19 protein-coding genes are annotated in these 21,478 nt (G+C 73.3%); 10 read left to right on the top strand and 9 right to left on the bottom strand.

Annotation, left to right across the window (positions count from 1 at the left end; genetic code table 11):
* Positions 1-39: 39 nt before the first annotated feature.
* Genes FB382_RS20850 through FB382_RS20840 form a run of 3 tightly spaced genes read left to right on the top strand, consistent with a single transcriptional unit; the run spans position 40 to position 3,330 of the window.
* Positions 40-1,041: a Rossmann-fold NAD(P)-binding domain-containing protein gene (locus FB382_RS20850; protein ID WP_182541878.1), complete on the top strand. Its 1,002-nt coding sequence runs from the start codon at positions 40-42 to the stop codon at positions 1,039-1,041.
* Positions 1,038-2,516 carry a carboxyl transferase domain-containing protein gene (locus FB382_RS20845; RefSeq protein WP_182541877.1) on the top strand — a complete coding sequence of 493 codons (1,479 nt, stop codon included), beginning with the start codon at positions 1,038-1,040 and terminating at the stop codon, positions 2,514-2,516. Before FB382_RS20850 ends, FB382_RS20845 begins: the two co-directional genes overlap by 4 nt.
* Positions 2,517-2,523: 7 nt before the next feature.
* On the top strand, positions 2,524-3,330 hold the full coding sequence (locus tag FB382_RS20840; RefSeq protein WP_182541876.1) for an SDR family oxidoreductase: 807 nt from the start codon (positions 2,524-2,526) through the stop codon (positions 3,328-3,330).
* On the opposite strand, the gene FB382_RS20835 is transcribed toward FB382_RS20840, so the two are convergent.
* From FB382_RS20835 to pdhA, 4 genes are all read right to left on the bottom strand, one after another.
* Positions 3,305-4,540: a protein kinase domain-containing protein gene (locus tag FB382_RS20835; RefSeq protein WP_182541875.1), complete on the bottom strand. Its 1,236-nt coding sequence runs from the start codon at positions 4,538-4,540 to the stop codon at positions 3,305-3,307. The two genes, FB382_RS20840 and FB382_RS20835, sit on opposite strands and share 26 nt — an antisense overlap.
* Before the next feature lie 94 nt (positions 4,541-4,634).
* A complete protein-coding gene (locus tag FB382_RS20830; RefSeq protein ID WP_182541874.1) occupies positions 4,635-6,107 on the bottom strand; it encodes a dihydrolipoamide acetyltransferase family protein in 1,473 nt (490 codons plus the stop codon).
* Between the two features lie 10 nt (positions 6,108-6,117).
* Positions 6,118-7,098, bottom strand: coding sequence for an alpha-ketoacid dehydrogenase subunit beta (locus FB382_RS20825; protein WP_125037259.1), 981 nt, complete (start codon positions 7,096-7,098; stop codon positions 6,118-6,120).
* A complete protein-coding gene (pdhA, locus tag FB382_RS20820; RefSeq protein ID WP_425490141.1) occupies positions 7,098-8,255 on the bottom strand; it encodes a pyruvate dehydrogenase (acetyl-transferring) E1 component subunit alpha in 1,158 nt (385 codons plus the stop codon). Before pdhA ends, FB382_RS20825 begins: the two co-directional genes overlap by 1 nt.
* Before the next feature lie 292 nt (positions 8,256-8,547).
* Here pdhA and FB382_RS20815 point away from each other — a divergent pair, with 292 nt between their 5' ends.
* Together FB382_RS20815 and FB382_RS20810 are read left to right on the top strand one after the other, a co-directional pair.
* Entirely contained in the window at positions 8,548-9,879 is a 1,332-nt protein-coding gene (locus FB382_RS20815) for a PQQ-binding-like beta-propeller repeat protein (RefSeq protein WP_182541873.1), read from the top strand.
* A gap of 23 nt (positions 9,880-9,902) precedes the next feature.
* Positions 9,903-10,337, top strand: a complete 435-nt coding sequence (locus FB382_RS20810) for an SRPBCC family protein (protein WP_182541872.1) — start codon at positions 9,903-9,905, stop codon at positions 10,335-10,337.
* Here the strand turns inward: FB382_RS20810 and FB382_RS20805 are convergent.
* Positions 10,306-11,331, bottom strand: a complete 1,026-nt coding sequence (locus tag FB382_RS20805; RefSeq protein WP_182541871.1) for a LacI family DNA-binding transcriptional regulator — start codon at positions 11,329-11,331, stop codon at positions 10,306-10,308. The two genes, FB382_RS20810 and FB382_RS20805, sit on opposite strands and share 32 nt — an antisense overlap.
* Positions 11,332-11,455: 124 nt before the next feature.
* Here FB382_RS20805 and FB382_RS20800 point away from each other — a divergent pair, with 124 nt between their 5' ends.
* Genes FB382_RS20800 through FB382_RS20785 form a run of 4 tightly spaced genes read left to right on the top strand, consistent with a single transcriptional unit; the run spans position 11,456 to position 15,996 of the window.
* Entirely contained in the window at positions 11,456-12,853 is a 1,398-nt protein-coding gene (locus FB382_RS20800) for an MFS transporter (RefSeq protein ID WP_182541870.1), read from the top strand.
* 20 nt (positions 12,854-12,873) lie between these two features.
* A complete protein-coding gene (locus FB382_RS20795; protein ID WP_182541869.1) occupies positions 12,874-13,347 on the top strand; it encodes a type II 3-dehydroquinate dehydratase in 474 nt (157 codons plus the stop codon).
* Positions 13,328-14,203, top strand: coding sequence for a shikimate dehydrogenase (locus FB382_RS20790; protein WP_182541868.1), 876 nt, complete (start codon positions 13,328-13,330; stop codon positions 14,201-14,203). Before FB382_RS20795 ends, FB382_RS20790 begins: the two co-directional genes overlap by 20 nt.
* Positions 14,203-15,996 carry a sugar phosphate isomerase/epimerase and 4-hydroxyphenylpyruvate domain-containing protein gene (locus FB382_RS20785; RefSeq protein ID WP_182541867.1) on the top strand — a complete coding sequence of 598 codons (1,794 nt, stop codon included), beginning with the start codon at positions 14,203-14,205 and terminating at the stop codon, positions 15,994-15,996. Before FB382_RS20790 ends, FB382_RS20785 begins: the two co-directional genes overlap by 1 nt.
* Before the next feature lie 3 nt (positions 15,997-15,999).
* Here FB382_RS20785 and FB382_RS20780 read toward each other — a convergent pair whose 3' ends face one another.
* The 3 genes from FB382_RS20780 to FB382_RS20770 all read right to left on the bottom strand — a co-directional run bounded on the left by FB382_RS20780 (position 16,000) and on the right by FB382_RS20770 (position 19,088).
* A complete protein-coding gene (locus FB382_RS20780) occupies positions 16,000-17,340 on the bottom strand; it encodes an HNH endonuclease signature motif containing protein (protein WP_182541866.1) in 1,341 nt (446 codons plus the stop codon).
* 571 nt (positions 17,341-17,911) lie between these two features.
* On the bottom strand, positions 17,912-18,121 hold the full coding sequence (locus FB382_RS20775) for a hypothetical protein (RefSeq protein ID WP_182541865.1): 210 nt from the start codon (positions 18,119-18,121) through the stop codon (positions 17,912-17,914).
* Between the two features lie 34 nt (positions 18,122-18,155).
* Positions 18,156-19,088, bottom strand: a complete 933-nt coding sequence (locus tag FB382_RS20770; RefSeq protein ID WP_182541864.1) for a cation diffusion facilitator family transporter — start codon at positions 19,086-19,088, stop codon at positions 18,156-18,158.
* Positions 19,089-19,220: 132 nt separating this feature from the next.
* On the opposite strand from FB382_RS20770, the gene FB382_RS20765 reads away from it, so the two are divergent.
* Entirely contained in the window at positions 19,221-20,318 is a 1,098-nt protein-coding gene (locus FB382_RS20765) for a family 43 glycosylhydrolase (protein ID WP_182541863.1), read from the top strand.
* A gap of 3 nt (positions 20,319-20,321) precedes the next feature.
* On the opposite strand, the gene FB382_RS20760 is transcribed toward FB382_RS20765, so the two are convergent.
* Entirely contained in the window at positions 20,322-21,335 is a 1,014-nt protein-coding gene (locus tag FB382_RS20760) for a putative zinc-binding metallopeptidase (protein ID WP_182541862.1), read from the bottom strand.
* Positions 21,336-21,478 lie beyond the last annotated feature (143 nt).

Here is a 21,478-nt window from a genome sequence, read left to right as displayed (position 1 = left end):
ACCCTTGCGGTCCGGTCGGCGCCGTAGTCGGCTGAACCCATGAAGCTCCTGGTGCTGGGTGGGTCGGTGTTCCTGTCGCGTGCGGTCGCCGAGGACGCGGTCCGCCGCGGCCACGAGGTCACGTGCGCGTGCCGCGGCTCGTCGGGGTCGGTGCCGTTCGGCGCGCGGCACGTCGTGACCGACCGGGCCGCGGGGCTGCCCGACGAGCTGGGCGACTTCGACGCGGTCGTCGACGTGGCCCGGCACCCGTCGTGGGTCCGTGCCGCGGTGGCGCGCTTCCCGCGTGCCCACTGGGTCTTCGTGTCCACCGTCAACGTCTACGAGGACGAGTCGACACCCGGGGGTCGTCCCGGCACGCTCCCGCTGCGCGAGCCGATCCACGAGGACGTGGACCTCTCCGTCGACGGCGAGGCCTACGGTCCGATGAAGGTCGCGTGCGAGGAGATCGTGCTCGACGGGGTCGCGTCCGCGATGGTGGTCCGGCCCGGGCTGATCGTCGGCCCCGGCGACCCCACGGGCCGGTTCACCTACTGGCCGGCCCGGCTCGGCGCGGTCTCCGACGGCGACGAGGTGCTCGCGCCGGGCTCGCCGGACGACGCGGTCCAGGTGATCGACGTACGCGACCTGGCGGAGTGGGTCGTGGACTCCTGCGAGGCCCGCACCGAGGGCGTGTACGACGGCGTCGGGCCGACCATGCGGATCGAGGACGTGCTGGCCGCGACGGCGCAGGGCGCGGGCGTGGCGCCCGCGTGGACCTGGGTGCCGCAGGAGTTCCTGGCCGACCGCGAGGTCGCGCCGTGGGCCGGCCCGCAGGCGGTGCCGCTGTGGCTGCCGCGCCCGGAGTACGACGGCATGCTGGCGCACGACGTCCAGCCCTCCCTCGACGCCGGGCTCCGGCCGCGGCCGGTCGCCGACACCGCCCGCGACACGCTGGCCTGGCTGCGGGCCCACCCCGACGCGACCGTCACCGGTGTCAGCCGGGAGGACGAGCTCGAGGTCCTCGCCGCCTGGCACGAGGCAGGGCATAGCCTGCCCGCGTGACGCATCGACTCAACGCAGCAGAGCTCATCGGCCTGGTCCTCGACGCGGGCTCCTGGAGTTCGTGGGACGTCCCGCCCTTGCGGTCGGGGCTGTCGGAGGAGTACCTCGCGGAGCTGGCCGCAGCCGCGGAGAAGAGCGGCGTCGATGAGTCCGTGCTGTCCGGCGAGGGCCTGATGCACGGCCGCCGTGTGGCCGTGGTCGTCGGCGAGTTCGGCTTCCTGGCCGGGTCGATCGGGCGCGCGTCGGCCGACCGGCTCGTGGCCGCCATCGAGCGGGCGACCGTCGAGGGCCTGCCGCTGCTCGCCGCGCCCGTCAGCGGCGGCACCCGCATGCAGGAGGGAACGCCGGCGTTCGTCCAGATGGTCCGGATCTCCGCGGCCGTCGCGGCGCACAAGGCCGCGGGCCTCCCCTACCTCGTCTACCTGCGGCACCCCACGACCGGCGGCGTGATGGCGTCGTGGGGCTCGCTCGGCCACGTCACGGTCGCCGAGCCCGGCGCGCTGGTCGGCTTCCTGGGCCCGCGTGTCTACTCCGCGCTCTACGGCAAGGAGTTCCCCGCGGACGTGCAGACGTCGGAGAACCTCTACGCGCGCGGCATCATCGACGCCGTCGTCCCGCCCGAGGAGATCGCCGGCATCCTCGACCGCGCGCTGACGATCCTGCTGGCGCCCCGGCACGGCATCAAGCCGGTCCCGGCGCCGGTGCCGCTGACGCCGCTCCCCGACGTCGAGACGTGGGACGCCGTCACGCGCTCGCGCCGCCCCGACCGGCCCGGCGTACGTCGTCTCCTCAAGTACGCCGCCACCGACGTCGTACCCCTCAACGGCACCGGGCAGGGCGAGCACGACCCCGGCCTGCTGATCGCGCTGGTGCGCTTCGGCGAGGCGCCGTGCGTGTTCCTCGGCCAGGACCGGCGAGGCCAGACCGCGGACCACCCGATGGGGCCCGAGGCGCTGCGCGAGGCGCGGCGCGGGATGCGCCTCGCGTCCGAGCTGGGGCTGCCGCTCGTGACGGTCATCGACACGCAGGGCGCGGCGCTCTCCCCCGAGGCGGAGAACGGCGGCCTGGCCGGCGAGATCGCGCGCAGCCTGGCCGACCTGGTCACCCTCGACGCCCCGACCCTGTGCCTGATGCTCGGCGAGGGCAACGGTGGCGGGGCGCTGGCGTTCCTGCCGGCCGACCGGGTCGTCGCGGCCCAGCACGCCTGGCTCTCGCCGCTGCCGCCGGAGGGGGCGAGCGCGATCGTGCACCGCGACCTCGACCACGCCCCCGAGATGGCGCGGCAGCAGCGGGTGCGGGCGCTCGACCTGGCCGAGCTCGGCATCGTGGACCGGATCGTCGCCGAGCTGCCCGACGCCGCGGACGAGCCCGAGGCCTTCTGCCAGCGGGTCGGGTCGGTGCTCGAGCACGAGCTGGCCGCGCTGCTCGAGGCCGGGCCCGGGTCGCCTGCCGACCGTGCGGCCCGCTACATCTGAGCCCGCCGTGAAGACCTACGTCGTCACGGGCGCTGCGTCCGGCATCGGGGCAGCCACGACCGCACTGCTCCGCGCGCAGGGCCACCGGGTGCTGACCGTCGACGTCGCCGGGTCGGGGATCGACGTGCTGGCCGACCTGTCGTCGGCGTCGGGTCGGGCCGCGGCGGTATCCGGCATCGCTGCGCTGACTGACGCCCTCGACGGCTGCGTGCCGTGCGCGGGGATCGCCGGGCTCACCGGCGTCGACCCGCAGCTGGTCGTGTCCGTGAACTACTTCGGCGCCGTCGAGGTGCTGACCGGGCTGCGGGAGCTGATGCGGCCCGGCGCGTCGGTCGTGGTGCTGTCGTCGAACTCGATCACCGCCCAGCCCGGCTGGAGCGGCGACGTCGCGCAGGCCTGCCTGGCCGGCGACGAGAGCCGTGCCCGCGAGGTGGCCGCCGGCGTCGAGGCGGTCGAGGTCTACCCGGCCACCAAGGCGGCGCTGGCGCACTGGGCGCGGCGCGCAGGCGTCACCCCCGACTGGATCGGGGCGGGGATCCGGCTCAACGCCGTCGCCCCCGGCCTGGTCGCCACCCCGATGACCGACCGGCTGCGCGAGGACCCGGTGCTGGGGGCGTTCGCCGACGCCTACCCCTCCGCGATCGGGCGCCCGGGTCGCCCCGACGAGGTCGCGGCCGCGATCGCCTTCCTGCTCTCCGACGCCGCCAGCCTGGTCGTCGGGTCGGTGCTGTTCGTCGACGGCGGCACCGACGCCCTGCTGCACCCCCTCGAGCCCGCCGGGTCCCCGGTCAGCGGCAGGCGACCGTCGCCCTGACGACCGCCGCCGCGACGGCTGGGAACGGCGCGAGGTCCCGGTCGAGGTAGTTCATCCGCGCGTCGAACAGACCATCGGCCGCCATCTCCCCCAGCCCGACCCGCCGGAGCACGTCGCGGGCCACGCACCGCGCCTGGGCGGGCGTCACGTCGCCGCGGGCGGCCAGCGCCTGCGCGAGCCCGGCGGTCGCCCGCTGCTCTGCCGTGCGGTCTGCGGCCGGGGACACGGAAGCGCTGGGGCCGGTCGGCGGCGGTCTCGTCGGCCCGTCCCCGCGCGACGCGGCCCAGGCGACACCTCCCCCGCCCACGAGCAGGAGCGCGACGGCGGCCGCCGCGACGATCGTCGTACGTCGGGAGGGGGCGGGCGCAGCGTCGGGCAGCGCCACGGCCGCCCGGAGCGCGTCGCGCATCGCGGTGGCCGACGGGAAGCGGTCGTCCGGCCGCTTGGCCATGGCGGACCGCAGCACGGCGTTGACGGCCTCGACCAGCGGTCCCGTGCCCGGGAGCTGCGGCACCGGCTGCTCGCGGTGGGCGGTGACGACCTGGAAGTCCGACGTGCCGGAGTACGGCGCCCTCGCGGTGAGGGTCGCCCAGAGCAGGCAGCCCAGGGAGTAGACGTCGCTGGCGACGCCGGCCGTGCCGCCGGTGTGGAGCTCGGGCGCCATCCAGGCCGGGGTGCCGACCGTGTGCACGGTCGCCGAGGACCCGTCGCCGACGAGGCGCGCGATCCCGAAGTCGGCGAGGTAGGCATCCACGTGGCCCTCGCGCCGCCGGAGCAGCACGTTGGCCGGCTTGATGTCGCGGTGCACCAGCCCGGCGGCGTGGGCGTCGGCGAGGCCGGACGCCACCTGGGCGATCAGGTCGAGCGCGGTCCGCACCGGGGGTGCCCCGTGGGCGTGGAGCAGGTGTCCGAGGTCGCCGTCGGGGACGAGCTGCGTCGCGATCCACAGCCGGCCTCCGGACTCACCGTGGGCGAAGACCCGCACCACGTGCTCGGAGTCCAGCGACGCCTGCGCCTGCGCCTCGCGGGTGAACCGCGCGCGGAAGCCGGGGTCGTCGGCCAGGTGCGGGGAGATCACCTTGAGCGCCACCGGCCGGCGCAGGATCGCGTCGGTCGCCGCGAACACGACCCCCATGCCGCCGCCCCCGAGGCGACGGCCGACCCGGTAGGGCCCCAGGAGTTCCCCGAGCGCTGGGTAGCCGGTGGTCACGCCCTCGTTCTACCCCGCGCGAGGGGTCCCATGCCTCGCCCCGTCCACAGGCGACGAGTCGGCGCAACTGCCGGGCAGTTGCGCCGACTCGACCTCAGAACAGCAGGGCGGAGGCGGGGTCCTCGAGGATGCCGGCCACGTCGGCGAGGAAGCGCGAGCCCTTCTCGCCGTCGATGTGGCGGTGGTCGAAGGACAGCGCCAGCGTGGTGATCTGGCGGGCGACGATCTCGTCGTCCACCACCCACGGCTGCTTGCGGACCGCGCCGAAGCACAGGATCGCCGACTCCCCGGGGTTGATGATCGGCGTGCCCGCGTCGACGCCGAAGACGCCGACGTTGGTGATCGTGAACGTGCCGCCGCTCATCTCGGCCGGCTGGGTCTTGCCCTCGCGGGCCGTGGCCGTGAGCTGGTTGAGCGAGCCCGCCAGCTCCAGCAGCGACTGGCTGTCGGCGTCCTTGACGTTCGGGACGACGAGCCCGCGCGGGGTCGCGGCCGCGATGCCGAGGTTGACGTAGTGCTTGAGCACGACCTCCTGCGCCGCGTCGTCCCAGAACGAGTTGATCTCAGGAGTACGGCGCATCGCCAGGATCACCGCACGCGACAGCACGAGCAGCGGGCTGACCTTGACGTCCTTGAACTCGCGCCGCTTCTTCAGCCGGTCGACGAACTCCATCGTGGCCGTCACGTCGACGGTGATCCACTCGGTGACGTGCGGGCTGGTGAAGGCCGACTGGCTCATCGCCTGCGCCATCATCTTGCGCACGCCCTTGATCGGCTCGCGGGTCTCCCGCTGGCCGGGCCGGACGTCATGCGAGGTGGCTGCCGGGGCAGCCGACGCGTATGACGTCGCGCCCGAGGCGGCCGCCTCGACGTCGCCACGCGTGATGGTGCCGCCCGGACCGCTGGCGACCAGCGAGGCGAGGTCGACGCCGAGGTCCTTGGCCAGCTTGCGCACCGGCGGCTTGGCCAGCGCACGCACGGCACCCGGGGTGGTCGCGGCGGCCGGCACGAACTCGCTCGCCGGCTCCGGGGTCCGGGCCGAGGTGGCCGGGACCGGCGTCTCGTCGGCGGCGATGACCTCGTCGCTCTGCGCGCCACCGGGCGCGAAGGCGCCCTGCAGCTGCAGCTGGGTGTTGGCGCCGGCCTCGGTCGCGGGCGACGCCGAGCCCTTGCGGGCACGACGGATCGGGCCGCGGTCGGCCTTGTTGCGGCCGACCAGGCTCTCGCCCTCGCCACCACCGCTGGCGGCGGGGTTGGACAGGTCGATCTCCATCTCGGGTGCCGGGGTGCTCGCGGCCGGGGCTGGGGCGGCCGGCGCCGCGGCAGCGGCGTTCGGGTCGCCGATCGAGATGATCGGCGTGCCGACCGGGACCATCTCGCCCTCGGGCACCATCAGCTCGAGCACCGTGCCGGCGAACGGCGACGGCAGCTCGACCAGCGACTTGGCGGTCTCGATCTCGACGATGATGTCGTTGATCGCGACGACGTCGCCGACCTTGACCTTCCAGGCCACGATCTCGGCCTCGGTCAGGCCTTCGCCGACGTCGGGCAGCTTGAACTCAGACATGCAGGGCTCCTCAGTAGGCCAGCGAGCGGTCGACGGCGTCCAGCACCCGGTCGAGGTCGGGGAGGAAGTCCTCCTCGATCCGCGAGGCGGGGTACGGCGTGTCGAAGCCGCCGACGCGCAGCACCGGCGCCTCCAGGGAGTAGAAGCACTCCTCGGTGATCCGGGCCGACACCTCGGCACCCATGCCGAGGTTGACGTGCGCCTCGTGGGTGATGATCGCGCGGCCCGTGCGACGCACCGACTCGAAGACCGGACCCATGTCCAGCGGGGACAGCGTGCGCAGGTCGATGACCTCCAGCGACTTGCCCTCGCCCGCGGCGGCCTCGGCGGCCTTGAGCGCGGTCTTCACCATCGGGCCGTAGGCCAGCACGGTGGCGTCGGTGCCCTGCTTGACCACGCGCGAGGTGAACAGCGGCTCGGGCTGCACGGACTCGTCGAGGTCCATCTTGTCGGCGTGGTACTGCCGCTTGGGCTCGAGGAAGATCACCGGGTCGTCGGAGGCGATGGCCTGCTGGATCATCCAGTAGCCGTCGACCGGGTTGGAGCACGCGACGACCTTGAGGCCGGGCGTGTGGGCGAACTGCGCCTCGGGCGACTCCGAGTGGTGCTCGACCGCGCCGATGCCACCGCCGAACGGGATGCGGATGACCATCGGCATCTTCGAGCGGCCCTTGGAGCGGTAGTGCATCTTCGCGACCTGGCACACGATCTGGTCGTAGGCGGGGTAGACGAAGCCGTCGAACTGGATCTCCACCACCGGGCGGTAGCCGCGCAGCGCCATGCCGACTGCAGTGCCGACGATGCCGGACTCCGCGAGCGGGCTGTCGATGACGCGGTCCTCGCCGAAGTCCTTCTGCAGGCCGTCGGTGATCCGGAAGACGCCGCCGAGCTTGCCGACGTCCTCACCCATGATGAGGACCTTGGGGTCGTCCTCCATCGCCTTGCGCAGCCCCATGTTGAGGCCCTTGGCGAGCGTGATCTTGGTGCTCATCAGGAGTGCGCTCCTTCGAAGGTCTCGAGGTACGCCGCGTAGCCCTCGCGCTGCACGCGCAGCTCCTCGGTCTCCTCGGCGTAGACGTGGTCGAACATGCTCATCGGCTTGGGGTCGGGCAGGGCCTTGCAGCCCTCGCGCAGGTGGTGGCCGAGCTCGTCGGCCTCCTGCTTCACCCCGTCGAAGAACGCGTCGTCGGCCAGGCCGTTGCGCTTGAGGTAGACCTCGACGCGGGCGATCGGGTCCTTGAGCTTCCAGTGCTCCACGTCGTCGCTGAGCCGGTAGCGGGTCGGGTCGTCGGTCGTGGTGTGCGCACCCATGCGGTAGGTGTAGGCCTCGACCAGCGTGGGGCCCTGGCCGTCGCGGGCGCGCTGGAGCGCGGCCTGCGTGACGGCGTACGTCGCCAGCACGTCGTTGCCGTCGACGCGGACGCCCGGGAAGCCGAAGCCCAGGGCGCGCTGGTAGAGCGGGATGCGGGTCTGGCGCTCGATGGGCTCGGAGATCGCCCACTGGTTGTTCTGGCAGAAGAACACGACCGGAGCGTTGTAGGACGCCGCGAAGATGAACGCCTCGTTGACGTCGCCCTGCGAGGAGGCCCCGTCGCCGAAGTGGGCGATCACGGCCGCGTCGCGCTCGGGGTCGCCGGTGCCGACGTCGCCGTCGCGCTGGATGCCCATGGCATAGCCGGTCGCGTGCAGCGCCTGCGCGCCGATCACGATCGTGTAGAGGCCGAAGTTGTTGTCGTTGGGGTTCCACGCGCCGTGGTCGACACCGCGGAAGAGGCCCAGCAGGTTGAGCGGGTCGACGCCGCGGCAGTAGGCGACGCCGTGCTCGCGGTAGGTCGGGAAGACGTAGTCCTGCGGGCGCAGCGCGCGGCCGGCGCCGATCTGCGCGGCCTCCTGGCCGAGCAGCTGGGCCCAGATGCCGAGCTCGCCGTGGCGCTGCAGCGCGGTGGCCTCGGTGTCGATCCGCCGGGTCAGGACCATGTCGCGGTAGAAGCCGCGCAGGTCCTCGGCGGAGAAGTCGTGGTCGAACTCCGGGTGGTGAACCCGTTCGCCTTCCGGCGTCAGGAGCTGGACGAGGTCGGGGCCACCGTCACGCTGGGAGGGTCCGAAGACCTCCACCAGGTCGGGGCCGAAGCCTGGCTGCTGGGTCACGTGCTCTCCTTCGAGGTCACCGGCTCCGCGGGGTCTCCGCATGCCGCAGGAACCGGGGGTGACGGGCGAGGGGGTGGTCCGCCGTCGTGCCCGGTCCAACTGATTGAGGGCGTCACGACGTGACACCCCAGCGTCTCGAAAGCTGCTGTGATCGGCACCACATCGTGCACCGCCCAACCTACCGGGGGTCCCGGTCGGGCCGCCAATCCGGCGTCCTCCCCCTATCGTTGGCCCCTATCGTTGGCCCGGCACAGCACGGCGAGCAGCGAGCGAGCAGCAAGGGAGTGGAGCGGTGGCGAGCAGGACCCTGCGCACCCGTTCCCTGATCGGTACATCGCTCGTGGCGCTCGCCCTGTCGTGCGGCCTGTCGAGCGGACTGTCCGGCTGCAGCCTGGTCAAGGACCCGGCCGCACGGCCCCGGCCCGGTGGCCCCTCGGTGAGCCCGACCGGCCCGGTGGCCTCGGCCTCGCCGACGAGCGCGCCGATCGCCTTCGCCGAGAAGGACCAGCGGCGCTTCCCCGAGGAGGGCGTGCGCACCGCTGCGGTCGGCCGTGACGTCGTGCTGACGATGACCGACTCGACGGTCGTCGCGCGATCGCTGCCCGACCTCGACACGGCGTACTCCCTGTCGGCGGCCGAGGACCGCTTCACCGACCTGTGGACCGACCCGCCGGCGGGCGTGGGCTACACGCTGGAGGTCTCGACCGACGCCGGGTCGGGCACCGCGGTCGGCCGGGAGCACTACGCCGTGCAGCGCTTCGACCTCGAGACCGGCGAGATCGCCGAGACCGTCACGGCCACCCTGCCGCAGGACCCCGGCGGCTCCGCGAGCGACGCGACTGCCCGAATCGCCGGAGTCGAGGGCGACCGCGTCGTGCTGGACTCGTGGGTGCCGGGCGCCGGCAGCAGCCACACGGCCGTCGTGGTCGACCTGGCCAACCGGGCCCGCCCCTGGCAGGCCCGTCCCGCCCAGGTCCTCACCGCGACCGACGACCTGGTCGTCGTCGACACCGGCACGACCGAGGTGGCCGGACGCGTCGAGGCGCTCGACCTGCGGACCGGCCGACGCCAGTGGGCCGCCCTGCCCGGCACGCTCGGCGCCACCGCCGTGGGCACCACCGACGACACGGTGACCATCGCCCGCGACGACAACGTCTTCCCCGACGCCACCGTCACCCGGCTCCGACTGGCCGACGGCACGCCGTCCAGGCCCGTCCCGGCCACCGCCTGGGACTGGTCCTGCACGCCGACCACCGGCACCGTCACCGTCTGCACGCTGGCCGACAACGACCAGGGCGACGCCGACCGGGTGGTCGGCTGGGACCTCGCGACCAACCGGCGTGTGTGGTCGCTGCCCACGGCCAACCGGTTCGCGCCGATCGTGACGGCGGTCCGCGGCAACCTGGTCTACGGGTTGCTCGACTCGGGCCAGGGCGTGGTGCTCGACGGGGTCACCGGCGAGGACGTCGCGGGCGACACCGGCGGCGCGCCGATGGCGCTCAACGACTGGGGCGGCGTCCTGCTCTACGACGGCACCGCCCTGTTCCTGCCCGCCACCACCCCGTCGAAGGACGGCGGCGGCGACTTCCCCACCGAGTCGCCGACGGCCCCGCCGACCGGCTGATCCCCGGCGGCTACCGTCGGGGCATGAGCACCGTCCAGGCCAGCACCACCATCGCGGCCCCGCCCGAGGCGATCTTCGCGATCCTCGCCGACCCGCGGCAGCACCCGCTGATCGACGGCTCCGGCACCGTCCTCGCCTCGATCTCGGGTCCCGAACGGTTGAGCCTGGGCGCCCGCTTCGGGATGGACATGCACCGCGGGGTGCCCTACCGGATCCGCAACCGGGTGGTGGAGTTCGAGGAGGGCCGGCTGATCGCGTGGCGCCACGTCGGGCTGCACCGCTGGCGCTACGAGCTCGAGCCCGTCGAGGGCGGCACCCGCGTCACCGAGACCTGGGACGACAGCCGCTACCCCGCGGCCGGGCGGCTGGCGTTCCGGCTGCTGGGCTACCCGGCGAAGAACCAGCGCGCCATCGAGGAGACCCTGGTCAAGCTCGACGCCGCGGCGACGCGCGCCTGACCCGGCCCGTCGAGGCCCGCACCACGAGCTGCGTCGGCAGCACCCGCGCAGCCGGATGCTCGATCCGCGCGTGCGTCTGCTGCACCAGCGCCTCGATCGCGCGGGAGCCGGCGTCCTCGGTGCGCTCGGCCAGCGTCGTGAGGGCGGGGTTGCAGAAGTCGGCGCCGAAGATGTCGTCGAACCCCACGACGCTCACCTGGCCGGGCACGTCGACGCCCCGCTCCGCCAGCCGGCGCATCACGCCGATGGCGAGCATGTCGTTGTGCGCCACGACGGCCGTGGCCTCCGAGGCGAGCACCGCATCGGCAGCCGCCGGGCCGCCGGCCAGGGTCGGTGCGTACGGCCCGAACCGGGTCGCGACCATGCCGTGGGCCTGGGCCGCAGCCCGCAGCCCCGACCAGCGACGGGCGCCGGACCAGGACTCCGGCGGTCCGCCGAGGAAGACGAAGCCCCGGTGTCCCAGGCTCGCGAGGTGGTCGACGATCTGGCGGGTGCCGGTGTCGTAGTCGGCCACGATGCACGCGACGCCCGGGGTGGCCCGGTTGATCAGTGCGATCGGGCAGAGCTCGGCCGCCCGGCGCAGCTCGTCATCGGGCAGCCGCGAGGCGCTGAGCACGAAGCCGTCCACGGCCGGGCCGAGGCGTCGTACGAGCTGCTCCTCGGTGGCGGGGTTCTCCTGTGTGTCACCCAGCACCAGCGTCAGGCCGGCCGCGGTGGCCGCCCGCTCGGCGCCCTTGATCACGCCCGCGAAGTAGGGGTTGGTGATGTCGGGGACGAGCAGGCCGAGGGTGTTGGTGCGGCCGGACTCCAGCGCGCGGGCCGCGGGGTTCGGGGTGTAGCCGAGCTCCTCGGCGACCGCCAGCACGTGCTCGCGGGTCGCGTGGTTGACGCGTCCGGGACGGGTGAACGCACGCGACACCGTGGACGCGGCCACGCCGGCCGCCTCGGCCACGTCGGTGATCGTGGCCCGCCGCCGGGGCTGTCCGGACGTCATCGGAGGTGCCTCATGGCCCCAGTGTGGCAAATAATGGCAAACGCTTGCCATGTGACGGCGGCCACTCCAACACTCGACGGCATCCCCCCTGGCAGAGCAGGGTGACCATCGAAGGACAGGTGCCATGACCACCACGGACCACCAGCAGGCCGGCCTCGAGCCGTCGCGCCGCCGCACGCCCGGCAAGGCGGCCCTCGCCGCCTGGAGCGGCAGCGCCCTGGAGTACTACGACCTGGCGATCTACGGCACCGCGGCCGCGCTGGTCTTCCCCAAGGTCTTCTTCCCGGAGGGCAACGACTCCGCCGCGACCATCGCCGCCTTCGCCACCTTCGGCGTCGCGTACGTCGCCCGCCCGATCGGCTCGTTCTTCATGGGCCACGTCGGCGACCGGCTCGGCCGCAAGAAGGTCATGGTCGGCACCCTGCTCCTGATGGGCATCTCGACGTTCCTCGTCGGCTGCCTCCCGACGTACAAGCAGGTCGGGCTGCTGGCCCCGGCCCTGCTCGTCCTGCTCCGCCTGCTCCAGGGCCTCTCCGCCGCGGGCGAGCAGGCCGGCGCCAACTCGATGTCCTTCGAGCACGCGCCCGACGACCGGCGCGGGTTCTTCACCAGCTTCACCCTCAGCGGCACGCAGGGCGGGCAGGTGCTGGCGCCGGCGGTGTTCCTGCCGCTCGCGGCCGTGCTGTCCGAGGACCAGCTGCTCGCCTGGGGCTGGCGGATCCCCTTCTGGGTCAGCGCGATCGTGGTCTTCGCCGGCCTCAAGATCCGCCGCAGCCTGGACGAGACCCCCGAGTTCGAGGCCCAGTCCGCGACCGACCAGCGGTCCGACATCACCACCGCCGCGTCGCACACCCCGCTCGGGCTGCTCTTCCGCCACCACTGGCGCGGCGTGCTGCGGGTCTTCTTCGCCGCCTTCATCGCCATGGTCAACACGACCTTCCAGGTCTTCGCGCTGAACTTCGCCACCTCCGACGACTACGGCGTCGGCATCAGCTCGACCGCCATGCTCTGGCTCGCGATCGTCGCCAACCTGGTCGCGATCGGCACCATCCCCTTCTGGGCGCGGCTCTCGGACCGGATCGGCCGCAAGCCGGTCTTCGTCACCGGCCTCATCGGCACCGCCGTCCTCGTCACGGCGTTCCTCGGCGCGATCTCCACCGGCAACACCCCGCTCGTCTTCCTGCTCGGCGTCGCGCTGGCCGGCGTCGTCTACTCGATGCCCAACGCGGTGTGGCCCGCGACCTACGCGGAGTACTTCCCCACCAGCGTCCGCCTCTCCGGGATGGCGGTGGGCACGCAGTTCGGCTTCGCCCTGGCCGGCTTCACGCCCACGATCGCCGGCTGGATCATGGCCGGTGAGGCCGGCAACTGGTGGAAGGTCGCGGCGTTCGCCGCCGGCGCCTGCGTCGTCTCGGCGATCGCGGTCCTGTCCGGGCCGAGCAACACCCACCGGATCGCGACCCGCGACATCGGCCGGCGTACGGCGCCCGTCGACGCCCGCGTCGCCGTCCCGGCGCTCTGACCCGGCCGCCGGTCGTCGTCATGGGCACCATCACGGTCCTCAACGGACCCAACCTCAACCTGCTCGGCACCCGCGAGCCCGGCCTCTACGGCACGGCCACGCTGGCCGACGTCGAGGAGCTCTGCCACCGCACGGCGGCCGGGCTGGGCCACCGGGTGGAGTTCCACCAGACCAACCACGAGGGCGTCCTGGTCGACCAGGTGCAGGCCGCCCGGGGGTCGGCCGGCGTCGTCGTCAACGCCGCCGGGCTGACCCACACCTCCGTCGCCCTGCGGGACGCCCTCGCCACGGTCCCCGGGCCGGTCGTCGAGGTGCACCTCACCAACGTCCACGCGCGCGAGCCGTTCCGGCACACGTCGTACGTCTCGGGCGTCGCCGACGCCGTCATCGCCGGCTGCGGGCCGGACGGCTACGCCTACGCCGTCCGCCACGTCGCCGCCCTCTGCTCCTCCCTCTGCTCCGAAAGGCAGCTCCATGACCTCGCCCGCGCCTGAGCGGCACAGCTACCTCCTCGGCCTCGTCGGCCAGGGCATCGGCGCCTCGCTGACCCCGGCCATGCAGGAGCGCGAGGGCCGCGAGAGCGGCCTGCACCTGAGCTACCGGCTGCTCGACGCCGACCGGATGGGCTTCGGTGCCGACGACCTGCCCGAGCTGCTGACGTGGGCGCGGCGGCTCGGCTTCGACGGCCTCAACGTCACGCACCCGTTCAAGCAGGCGGTCGTGCCGCTGCTCGACGAGCTGTCCGACGACGCGGCCGACCTCGGCGCCGTCAACACCGTGGTGTTCCGCGACGGCCGCATGCTCGGACGCAACACCGACTGGTCCGGCTACGGCAGGGCCTTCCGCCAGGTGCTGCCCGACCGGGTCGAGGACCGGGCCGTCCTGGTCGGCGCCGGCGGCGCGGGCGTGGCGGTCGGCTACGGGCTGCTCGAGCAGGGGGCCGAGCACGTCGCCGTCCTCGACAGCGACCCGGAGCGCGCCGACGCGTGCGCCGTACGCCTCGCGAAGCGGTTCGGCGACGAGCGGGTCACCGCCGTGCGCGACCTCGAGCGGGCGCTCGCCGAGGCGCAGGGCCTGGTCAACGCGACGCCGATCGGGATGCTCGGACACCCCGGGATGGCCGTGCCGGGGCGGCTCGTCCACGACGGCCTGTGGGTCTCCGACGTCGTCTACTTCCCCCTCGAGACCGAGCTGGTCCGGCTGGCCCGCGAGCGGGGCTGCCGGGTCGTGCCCGGAGGCGGGATGGCGGTGCACCAGGCAGTGGGGGCGTTCGAGTACTTCACCGGCAGGGTGCCCGACGCCGAGCGGATCGCCCGGCACTTCGCCGAGCTGACGGGCACGGCGGCCTGATGCGCCGGGGCATCGCGACGGTCTCGCTGAGCGGGCGGCTGGAGGACAAGCTCGCGGCGGCCGCGGCGGCGGGCTTCGACGGGATCGAGGTCTTCGACAACGACCTGATCGCCTCTTGTCTCAGCCCGCGCCAGGTCGCGGCCCGCTGCGCCGACCTGGGGCTGACCATCGACCTGTTCCAGCCGGTGCGCGACGTCGCGGGCATCGACCCCACGGCGTACGACGCCGCGCTGCATCGCTTCCGCACCAAGCTCGGCGTGATGGACGAGCTCGGCACCTCGACCGTCCTGGTCTGCTCGACCGTGCTGCCGGACGCGCCGGCCGACCCCGACCTGCTGGCGTCGCAGCTGCACGGACTCGGCGTCCTGGCCGCCGAGCACGGCGTGACGATCGCCTTCGAGGCGCTCGCCTGGGGGCGTCACGTCCACCGGGTCGGCCAGTCGTGGGACGCGGTCGTGGCGGCGGACCACCCGGCGGTGACGCTGGCGGTCGACACCTTCCACATGCTCGCGCGCGGCGACGACGGATCGGCGCTGGCCGGGATCCCGGGCGACCGCATCGGCTTCCTCCAGGTCGCGGACGCGCCGCTGCTCGACATGGACGTGCTCGAGTGGAGCCGACACTTTCGCTGCTTCCCCGGGCAGGGCACGCTCGACGTCACCGGCGTCGTCGCCGCCACCCTCGCCGCCGGCTACGACGGCCCGCTGTCCCTGGAGGTGTTCAGCGACGTGGTGCGTGAGACGGACCCCGTCGAGACTGCCCGCGACGCGATGCGGTCGCTGCTGTTCCTCGAGGACCAGGTGAGCGGTGAGCTGGCAACCAAACCCGCCGCGCGAATGGTTGCTGCCGCACCGCCGCCCGCGCCGCGGGTCGACGCCGCCTTCCTCGAGATCGCCTCGGCGTCCCCCGTCGTGCCCAACCTGCTCACCGGGCTGGGCTTCACGGTGGCCGGCCGGCACCGCACCAAGCCGGTGACCTGGTGGCGCCACGGCGACGCGCACGTCGTCGTCAACGAGTCGGGCTCCCAGCCCGCCGGCACCTGCGCGCTCGGTGTCGTCGCCCCGCCCGTCGAGGCCGTAGCCGCCCGCGCCAAGGCGCTGCTCTGGCCAGAGGTCGACCGGACCCGTGGCACGGGCGAGGCGCTGCTTCCCGGCATCACCTCTCCCTCCGGGCTGCACGTCTTCGTCAGCGCGGCGGCCGGGGAGGACGACTGGCAGCACGACTTCGAGCCCACGGGTGCCGCCCCTGACGGTTGGCGCGGCATCGACCACGTCGGGATCGGTGTGCCTGCCACCCAGCTCAACGAGGAGATCGGCTTCCTGCGCACCGTCCTCGACCTCACGCCCGGGGCCGTCGAGGAGTTCATGGAGCCGCAGGGCCGGCTGCGCAGCCGCGCGCTGCGACCGGCCGAGGGCGACCTGCGGGTCGTGCTCAACGTCGAGGACGTGCGGGCGGGGTCGGCGCCGCGGCTGGGCGTCACGCAGGTGGCGTTCGGGTGTGAAGACGTCGCCGCCGGCGTACGGGCGCTGCGGTCCAACGGCGTGCCGATGATGCCGGTCCCGGACAACTACTACGTCGACCTCGACGCCCGCTTCGCCCTGGCGCCGGAGCTGCTCGCGTCGCTGCGCGAGCACGGCCTGCTCTACGACCGCGACGCGCACGGCGGTGAGCTGCTGCACGCCTACACGGCGTGGCTGGAGACCGGCTTCTACGTCGAGCTGCTCGAGCGCCGAGGTGGGTACGACGGCTACGGCTCGGCCAACACGCACGTGCGGCTCGCGGCGCAGGGCTGACGCTCACTCCCGCCTGGGTCTGTTCCGGATCCACTCGACTGCCGGTCGGCCGCGTCTGGGTGGTGGGAGGAACTCGGGTTTGCCGTCGTGGGGGTTGAGCCGGACCTGCCAGGGGGTGTGGTGGATGACGCGGTGGTGGTGGCCGCACAACAACACGAGATTGGCCAGACAGGTCGGGCCGTGGTCGGCCCAGTGCACGATGTGGTGGGCGTGGCACATCACCGGCGGACGAGTGCAGCCCGGGAAGACGCAGTGCCGGTCCCGGCAGACCAAGGCTCGCCAGATCGCCGGGGTGACCAGCCGGCAGGTCCGGCCCACGTCGAGGACCTCGCCCTTGCCGCCCAGGGCGACCGGGATGATGTCGGCGTCGCAGGCGAGCCGCCGGACGACCGAGGGGGCGAGCTCGAGACCGTCCTCGGTGGTCGCGGCTCCGCTCGTGCCGAGGGTGGCCCAGTCGATCCGGCCGCGGAGCACGTCCAGGCGGGTGGTGACCGCGACCCGGGGCCGGGCGCCGTGGCACTCCGGCGGCAGGTCGGTGTCCAGCGCGTGCTGGGCGGTCTGGACGAGGGCGTCCCACATCCGGGCGCCGTGGTCACGGGGATCCCGGCCCTCCTCACACGTCTCGGGGTCCATCCCTGTGTCCATGGCCGGGGCCGGGGTGGTCAACGGCAGCAGCGCCGCCCGGATCACCGCCGCATCCTCCACGGTCCCGCGGCCCTTGAGCCGGACCCCGCCCGCGCCGTCCTCGGTGATCGCCAGGAACCGGCCCAGGTGCGCGGCCCGGTCGTCGCGGTCCAGCGCCCGCTCGGCCTCACGCTCGGCCCTCTCGGGGTCGGCGACCTCGACCAGGTGCCGCGCGGCCCTCGCCAGGTCGGTCGCGTTCAGCCGCCCCGCCTCTTCCAGCAGGAACGCCTCACCCCGGGCCCGGACCGACTCGGCCGTCGGGAGCTTGTCCACCGCGTCGAGCACCACCCCGACCTGCTCCGGGGACACCGCTCCCTGGACCAGCGCGGCCCGGGTCGCGGGCCGCTCGGCCAGCGCGACCGCGTGCCGGAGCATCCGGTGACCCTCACGTCGGGACAGCCCCGCCAGGTGGGTGAACCAGTCGGCCGTGGAGCCCCAGCCCAGCTCGGTCTTGGCCACCTCCCGGGCGTCGATCTCGGCCAGCACCGCCAGCTCCACCGCCGCCAGCTGCGACCGCACTGTCTCCAGCTCCTCCAGCGTCCCGACCAGCTCGTGCGAGCCTCGCGCGGCCCACAACACCTCACCCAGCGAGGCCAGCAGCCCGCCCGCGTCCGCGACCACACCCGCGGGTGTGGTCAGGGAAGTCGTCGGCTGCTCCATGACCTGACTCAACCAGAGCCCACCGACAGTCAGACCTCGCTGACCAGCGGATATTCCACCATAGGAGACACTATTCGCAATTGTTTTCGATCAGCGTCGATCCTCGACTCACCGGGTTTCGAGGCTCGCTCGCTGACGCTCGCTCACACCTCAACCAACGGTGGTGTGCGTCCGCGCATGCGGGCGGCGCGGGCGGAGCCCGTGCCGACAGCGCGCCGCACAGCCGACCGTCCGGGTCCCGGGGTCAAGGACGGCGAAGCCGCCGCGCAGCGGCCGGAGCGAAGCGGAGGTCCTGGACGCCGGGAGACGGTCGGCTACGCGCGCGGGCGCCAGTCCCGCAGGCAGTTGCGCCGACTCAACGGGTATCGAGGCGAAGGCCTACTGGGCGCTCGGGACCACGCAGCTCGCGGTCACAGGGGCGCCTTCGCAGCACGGACGGATGTAGCCGCAGCGGTCGCACCGCGAGTGGGAGGTCTCCCACCGCATCGTCGCGCCGCAGTTGTCGCAGTCCATGTCACCCACGACGCCGATGATTCCACCCCGCACGGACGGCGACCGGGCGCCACACCGGTCACGAAGTCGAGACGGCCTTCCGCCGCCCGAACAGCCACCAGCAGATCCCGGCCCACGGCGAGAGCAGCACGATCGCCACGGCCCAGCCGAGCCGGCCGCGGTGCAGGGCCTGGCCCAGCGGCAGGATCAGGAGGAAGACCAGCGGCACCACCAGCAGGAGCAGGAAGGGCCCGTCCGGCACCAGGTAGTTGGTCTCGAGAACGCGCACCGGACGATGATCCCCGACCGCCGACACGAGCGCGTCAGTGGGCCTCGCCGAGGTCCTCGTGCTCCCGGTGGCTCACCGGCTCGACCTGGAAGGTCGCGTGCCGGACGTCGAACACCTCCGCGGTGCAGTGGCAGAGCCGGTCCAGGATCGCGCCGACCCCGTGCTCGTCCAGGGCCGCGTCGGTGACGGTCACGTGGGCCGACAGGCTGGGCATCCCGCTGGTGATCGTCCAGGCGTGCAGGTCGTGGACGTCGACAACACCGGGCACCTCGAGCAGGTGGCGGCGTACGTCGGCGAGGTCGAGCCCGGCCGGGGCGATCTCGAGGAGCACCGACGTGGACTCCCGGAGCAGCCCGACCGAGCGGGGCAGGATCAGCACCGCGATGAACAGCGAGGCGAGCGGGTCGGCGCGCTGGAAGCCGGTGAACCAGATGACCGCGCCCGCGGCCAGCACCAGCGCCGACCCGACGAGGTCGGCGAGGACCTCGGTGGCCGCGCCGCGCAGGTTGAGCGAGCCGGTGGTCGACCCGGCGAGGATCGACATCGCGACGCCGTTGGCGACCAGCCCGACCGCGGCGAAGGCCATCATCGGGCCGGCCCGGACGGTCTGCGGGTCGACGAGACGGGCAACCCCGGCGTACGCGAGGTAGCCGCAGACCCCCAGCAGGACCAGGGCGTTGAGCTGCGCGGCCAGGATCTCGGCGCGGTGGTAGCCGAACGTCGAGCGCGGCCCGCCCGGCAGCGTCGCCACCAGTGAGGCGCCCAGCGCGAGCACGATGGCGGCCGCGTCGGTGGCGAGGTGGCCGGCGTCGGCGAGCAGCGCGAGCGAGCCCGCGACCCAGGCACCCACGAGCTCGACGACCAGCACGGCGAGGGTGATCGCGAGCACGAGCCGGAGCCGGCCGCGGTCCTCGGCGCGACCGGCGGCGTGCCCCGAACCGTGGGCATGGCCGTGGCCAGCACCCATCGACGTACCCCCCTCCTCCGCCCGTTGGTCACACCATTGTCTCGACTCGGCGATTCGCGCGACAGCCGGTCCGTCTCGGGGGATCCTTCTGCCCTCGGCATCAGCACAGCAACACTCTTGGGACGGCAGCACATGCAGTGGGGGAACGGGGCCGTTCCGGCCCGTCGTGCACTTCTGGCGACGACGATCATCATCATCCTGGCGGCACTCCTCGCCACCGGGCTGGAGTCCGGCGCGAGCGCGCGACCCTCCACCGAACGCCCGCTGCGCGCCCATCCGCTGCTGCACCAGCGCGGCTTCGCCGACCCGTCGGTGACGCGGTACGGCGGGGGGTACGTCGCCGTGTCGACCGGCCGCGGCGCCCCACGTGCGACCGCCACCAGCCCGACCGGCCCGTGGACGATGCGGCGCCGCGCCATGCTCAAGCTGCCCCGCTGGAGCGTGAACCAGGAGATCTGGGCCTCCGACATGGTCAAGGTCCGGCATCGCTGGCTGCTCTACTACTCCGCCCCGGTCCGCGGCCTCGGCCGCGGCGCCCGCTGCATCGGCGTGGCCACCTCGCACAGCGCGCTCGGCACGTTCCGCTCCGTCGGCCGACGTCCGCTCGTCTGCCCGCGCGGGGCCGACGCCCCGCGGGCGTGGGACCAGCTGCGGCACCGCGGCCGGCACATGCCGCGCTCCGGCGTCATCGACCCCTCCGGCTTCCGCGGCGCCGGCGGCAGCCGCTACCTGCTCTACAAGACGCAGGGCTACCCCTCGAGCATCCGGATCGTCCGGCTGACCAGCCGTGGCGCCCGGGTGGCCCGGCACGCGCACAGCCGCCAGCTGGTCCGCGCCCGCGGCATCATCGAGAACCCCGTCCTGGTCCGTCGCCACCAGCACTTCGTGCTGTTCACGTCCGAGGGCTTCTACGGCGGGTGCCACTACCGGACCACCTGGCGCCGGTCGCACCGCCTGCTCCACTGGGGCCACCGCCGCCCACACCTGCTCCTGCGCCGCTCCCGCATGGGCGTCTGCGGCCCGGGCGGCGCCGACGTGGTGACCCGCAAGCACGAGCAGCCGCTGGTGTTCTTCCACGGCTGGACGTGCTGGGGCCACCTGCCCTGCCCGCCGTCGTTCCACATCAACCGGTCGCGCGGCATGCACCCGAAGCGGTCGCTGTACGCCGCGCACCTCCGCTGGACGCGGCGCGGCACCCCGAAGGTCCGGGGCTTCCTGCACCCGCGCTGACGGCTACGGGCTGTCCGGGCGGTCGGCGAGCGAGGCCACGAAGTCGAGCTTGTCGAGCACCGGCGCGGGGATCACGAACGGGTAGAGGTCGTCCTTGCCCATGCTGCGATTGATCATGTTCAGCGCGATCGACAGCGGCACCCAGATGCCCACGACGAGGTCGCGAAACGACGAGAACAGCGCGGGCGAGGACACCGCGGTCAGGCCGTACTCGCCGGCGGTCTCGATGGTGTCGCAGATGTGCAGGTAGTGCGCCCAGGTCTCCGCGAAGTCCTCGAAGGGGTGCATCGTCGCGTACGTCGAGATGTGCGACTGCTCCCAGCCGTCGGGCGGGCCCTGCTCGTAGTGCCGCTGGAGCTCGGCCGCGTAGTCGATCGACTCGTCGCCGAACAGCTCCCGGCAGCGGGTGAACCGCTCGTCGCCGCGGACCAGCTGCCACTCGTAGTAGTGCCCGACCTCGTGCCGGAAGTGGCCGAGCATCGTCCGGTAGGGCTCGGCCAGCTGGGCGCGGATCTTCTCGCGGTAGGCGTCGTCGGACTCGGCGAGGTCGATGGTGACGACGCCGTTCTCGTGGCCGATCGTCACGTCCTCGCCGTTGCTGGAGGAGAGCAGGTCGAAGGCGAGGCCGTTCTCCTCGTCGCCGCCCGTCGCGGGGTCCTTGCCGACCACGGGGAAGCCGAGCCCGTCGAGCTCGAAGACCAGGTGCCTCTTGGCCTGCTCGGCAAGCGGGTAGTTCGCCAACCCCTCGAGGTCGTGGTCGCTCGGGCGGGTCCGGGTCAGGCCGCACGCGAAGCAGGACGCGCCCTCCACCGGCGCCAGCCAGGTGCAGCCGCTGAGGTTCAGGTTGGCGCAGACGTGCCAGACCAGCCCCGCGGGATCGACGTACCGGCCGGTGTCGTCGAGCGGCACGATCGCGCGCTCGGAGCGCGAGAAGCCGAGCGCGGTGCCGCAGGAGACGCAGACGGAGTTCTCGAAGTGCAGCGGGTTGTCGCAGACCCGGCAGCGGAAGGCCTTCACGCCCCGAAGACTGACAGAGGACCGGTGCCGCGGCCACACCTTCGAGACACTCGCCCGCACGGCCGCCTGCTCACCCCGGCGGGGTCCTATGATCGCGAACTGACATTCATTCAATACGGGGGCGTATCGATCAGGGGTCTCGG

Origin of the sequence: Nocardioides ginsengisegetis (genome assembly GCF_014138045.1) — a bacterium.
GTDB classification, from domain to species: domain Bacteria; phylum Actinomycetota; class Actinomycetes; order Propionibacteriales; family Nocardioidaceae; genus Nocardioides; species Nocardioides ginsengisegetis.
Note: the sequence above shows the minus strand (reverse complement) of the source record. Positions and strands in the feature narration are given on the sequence as shown.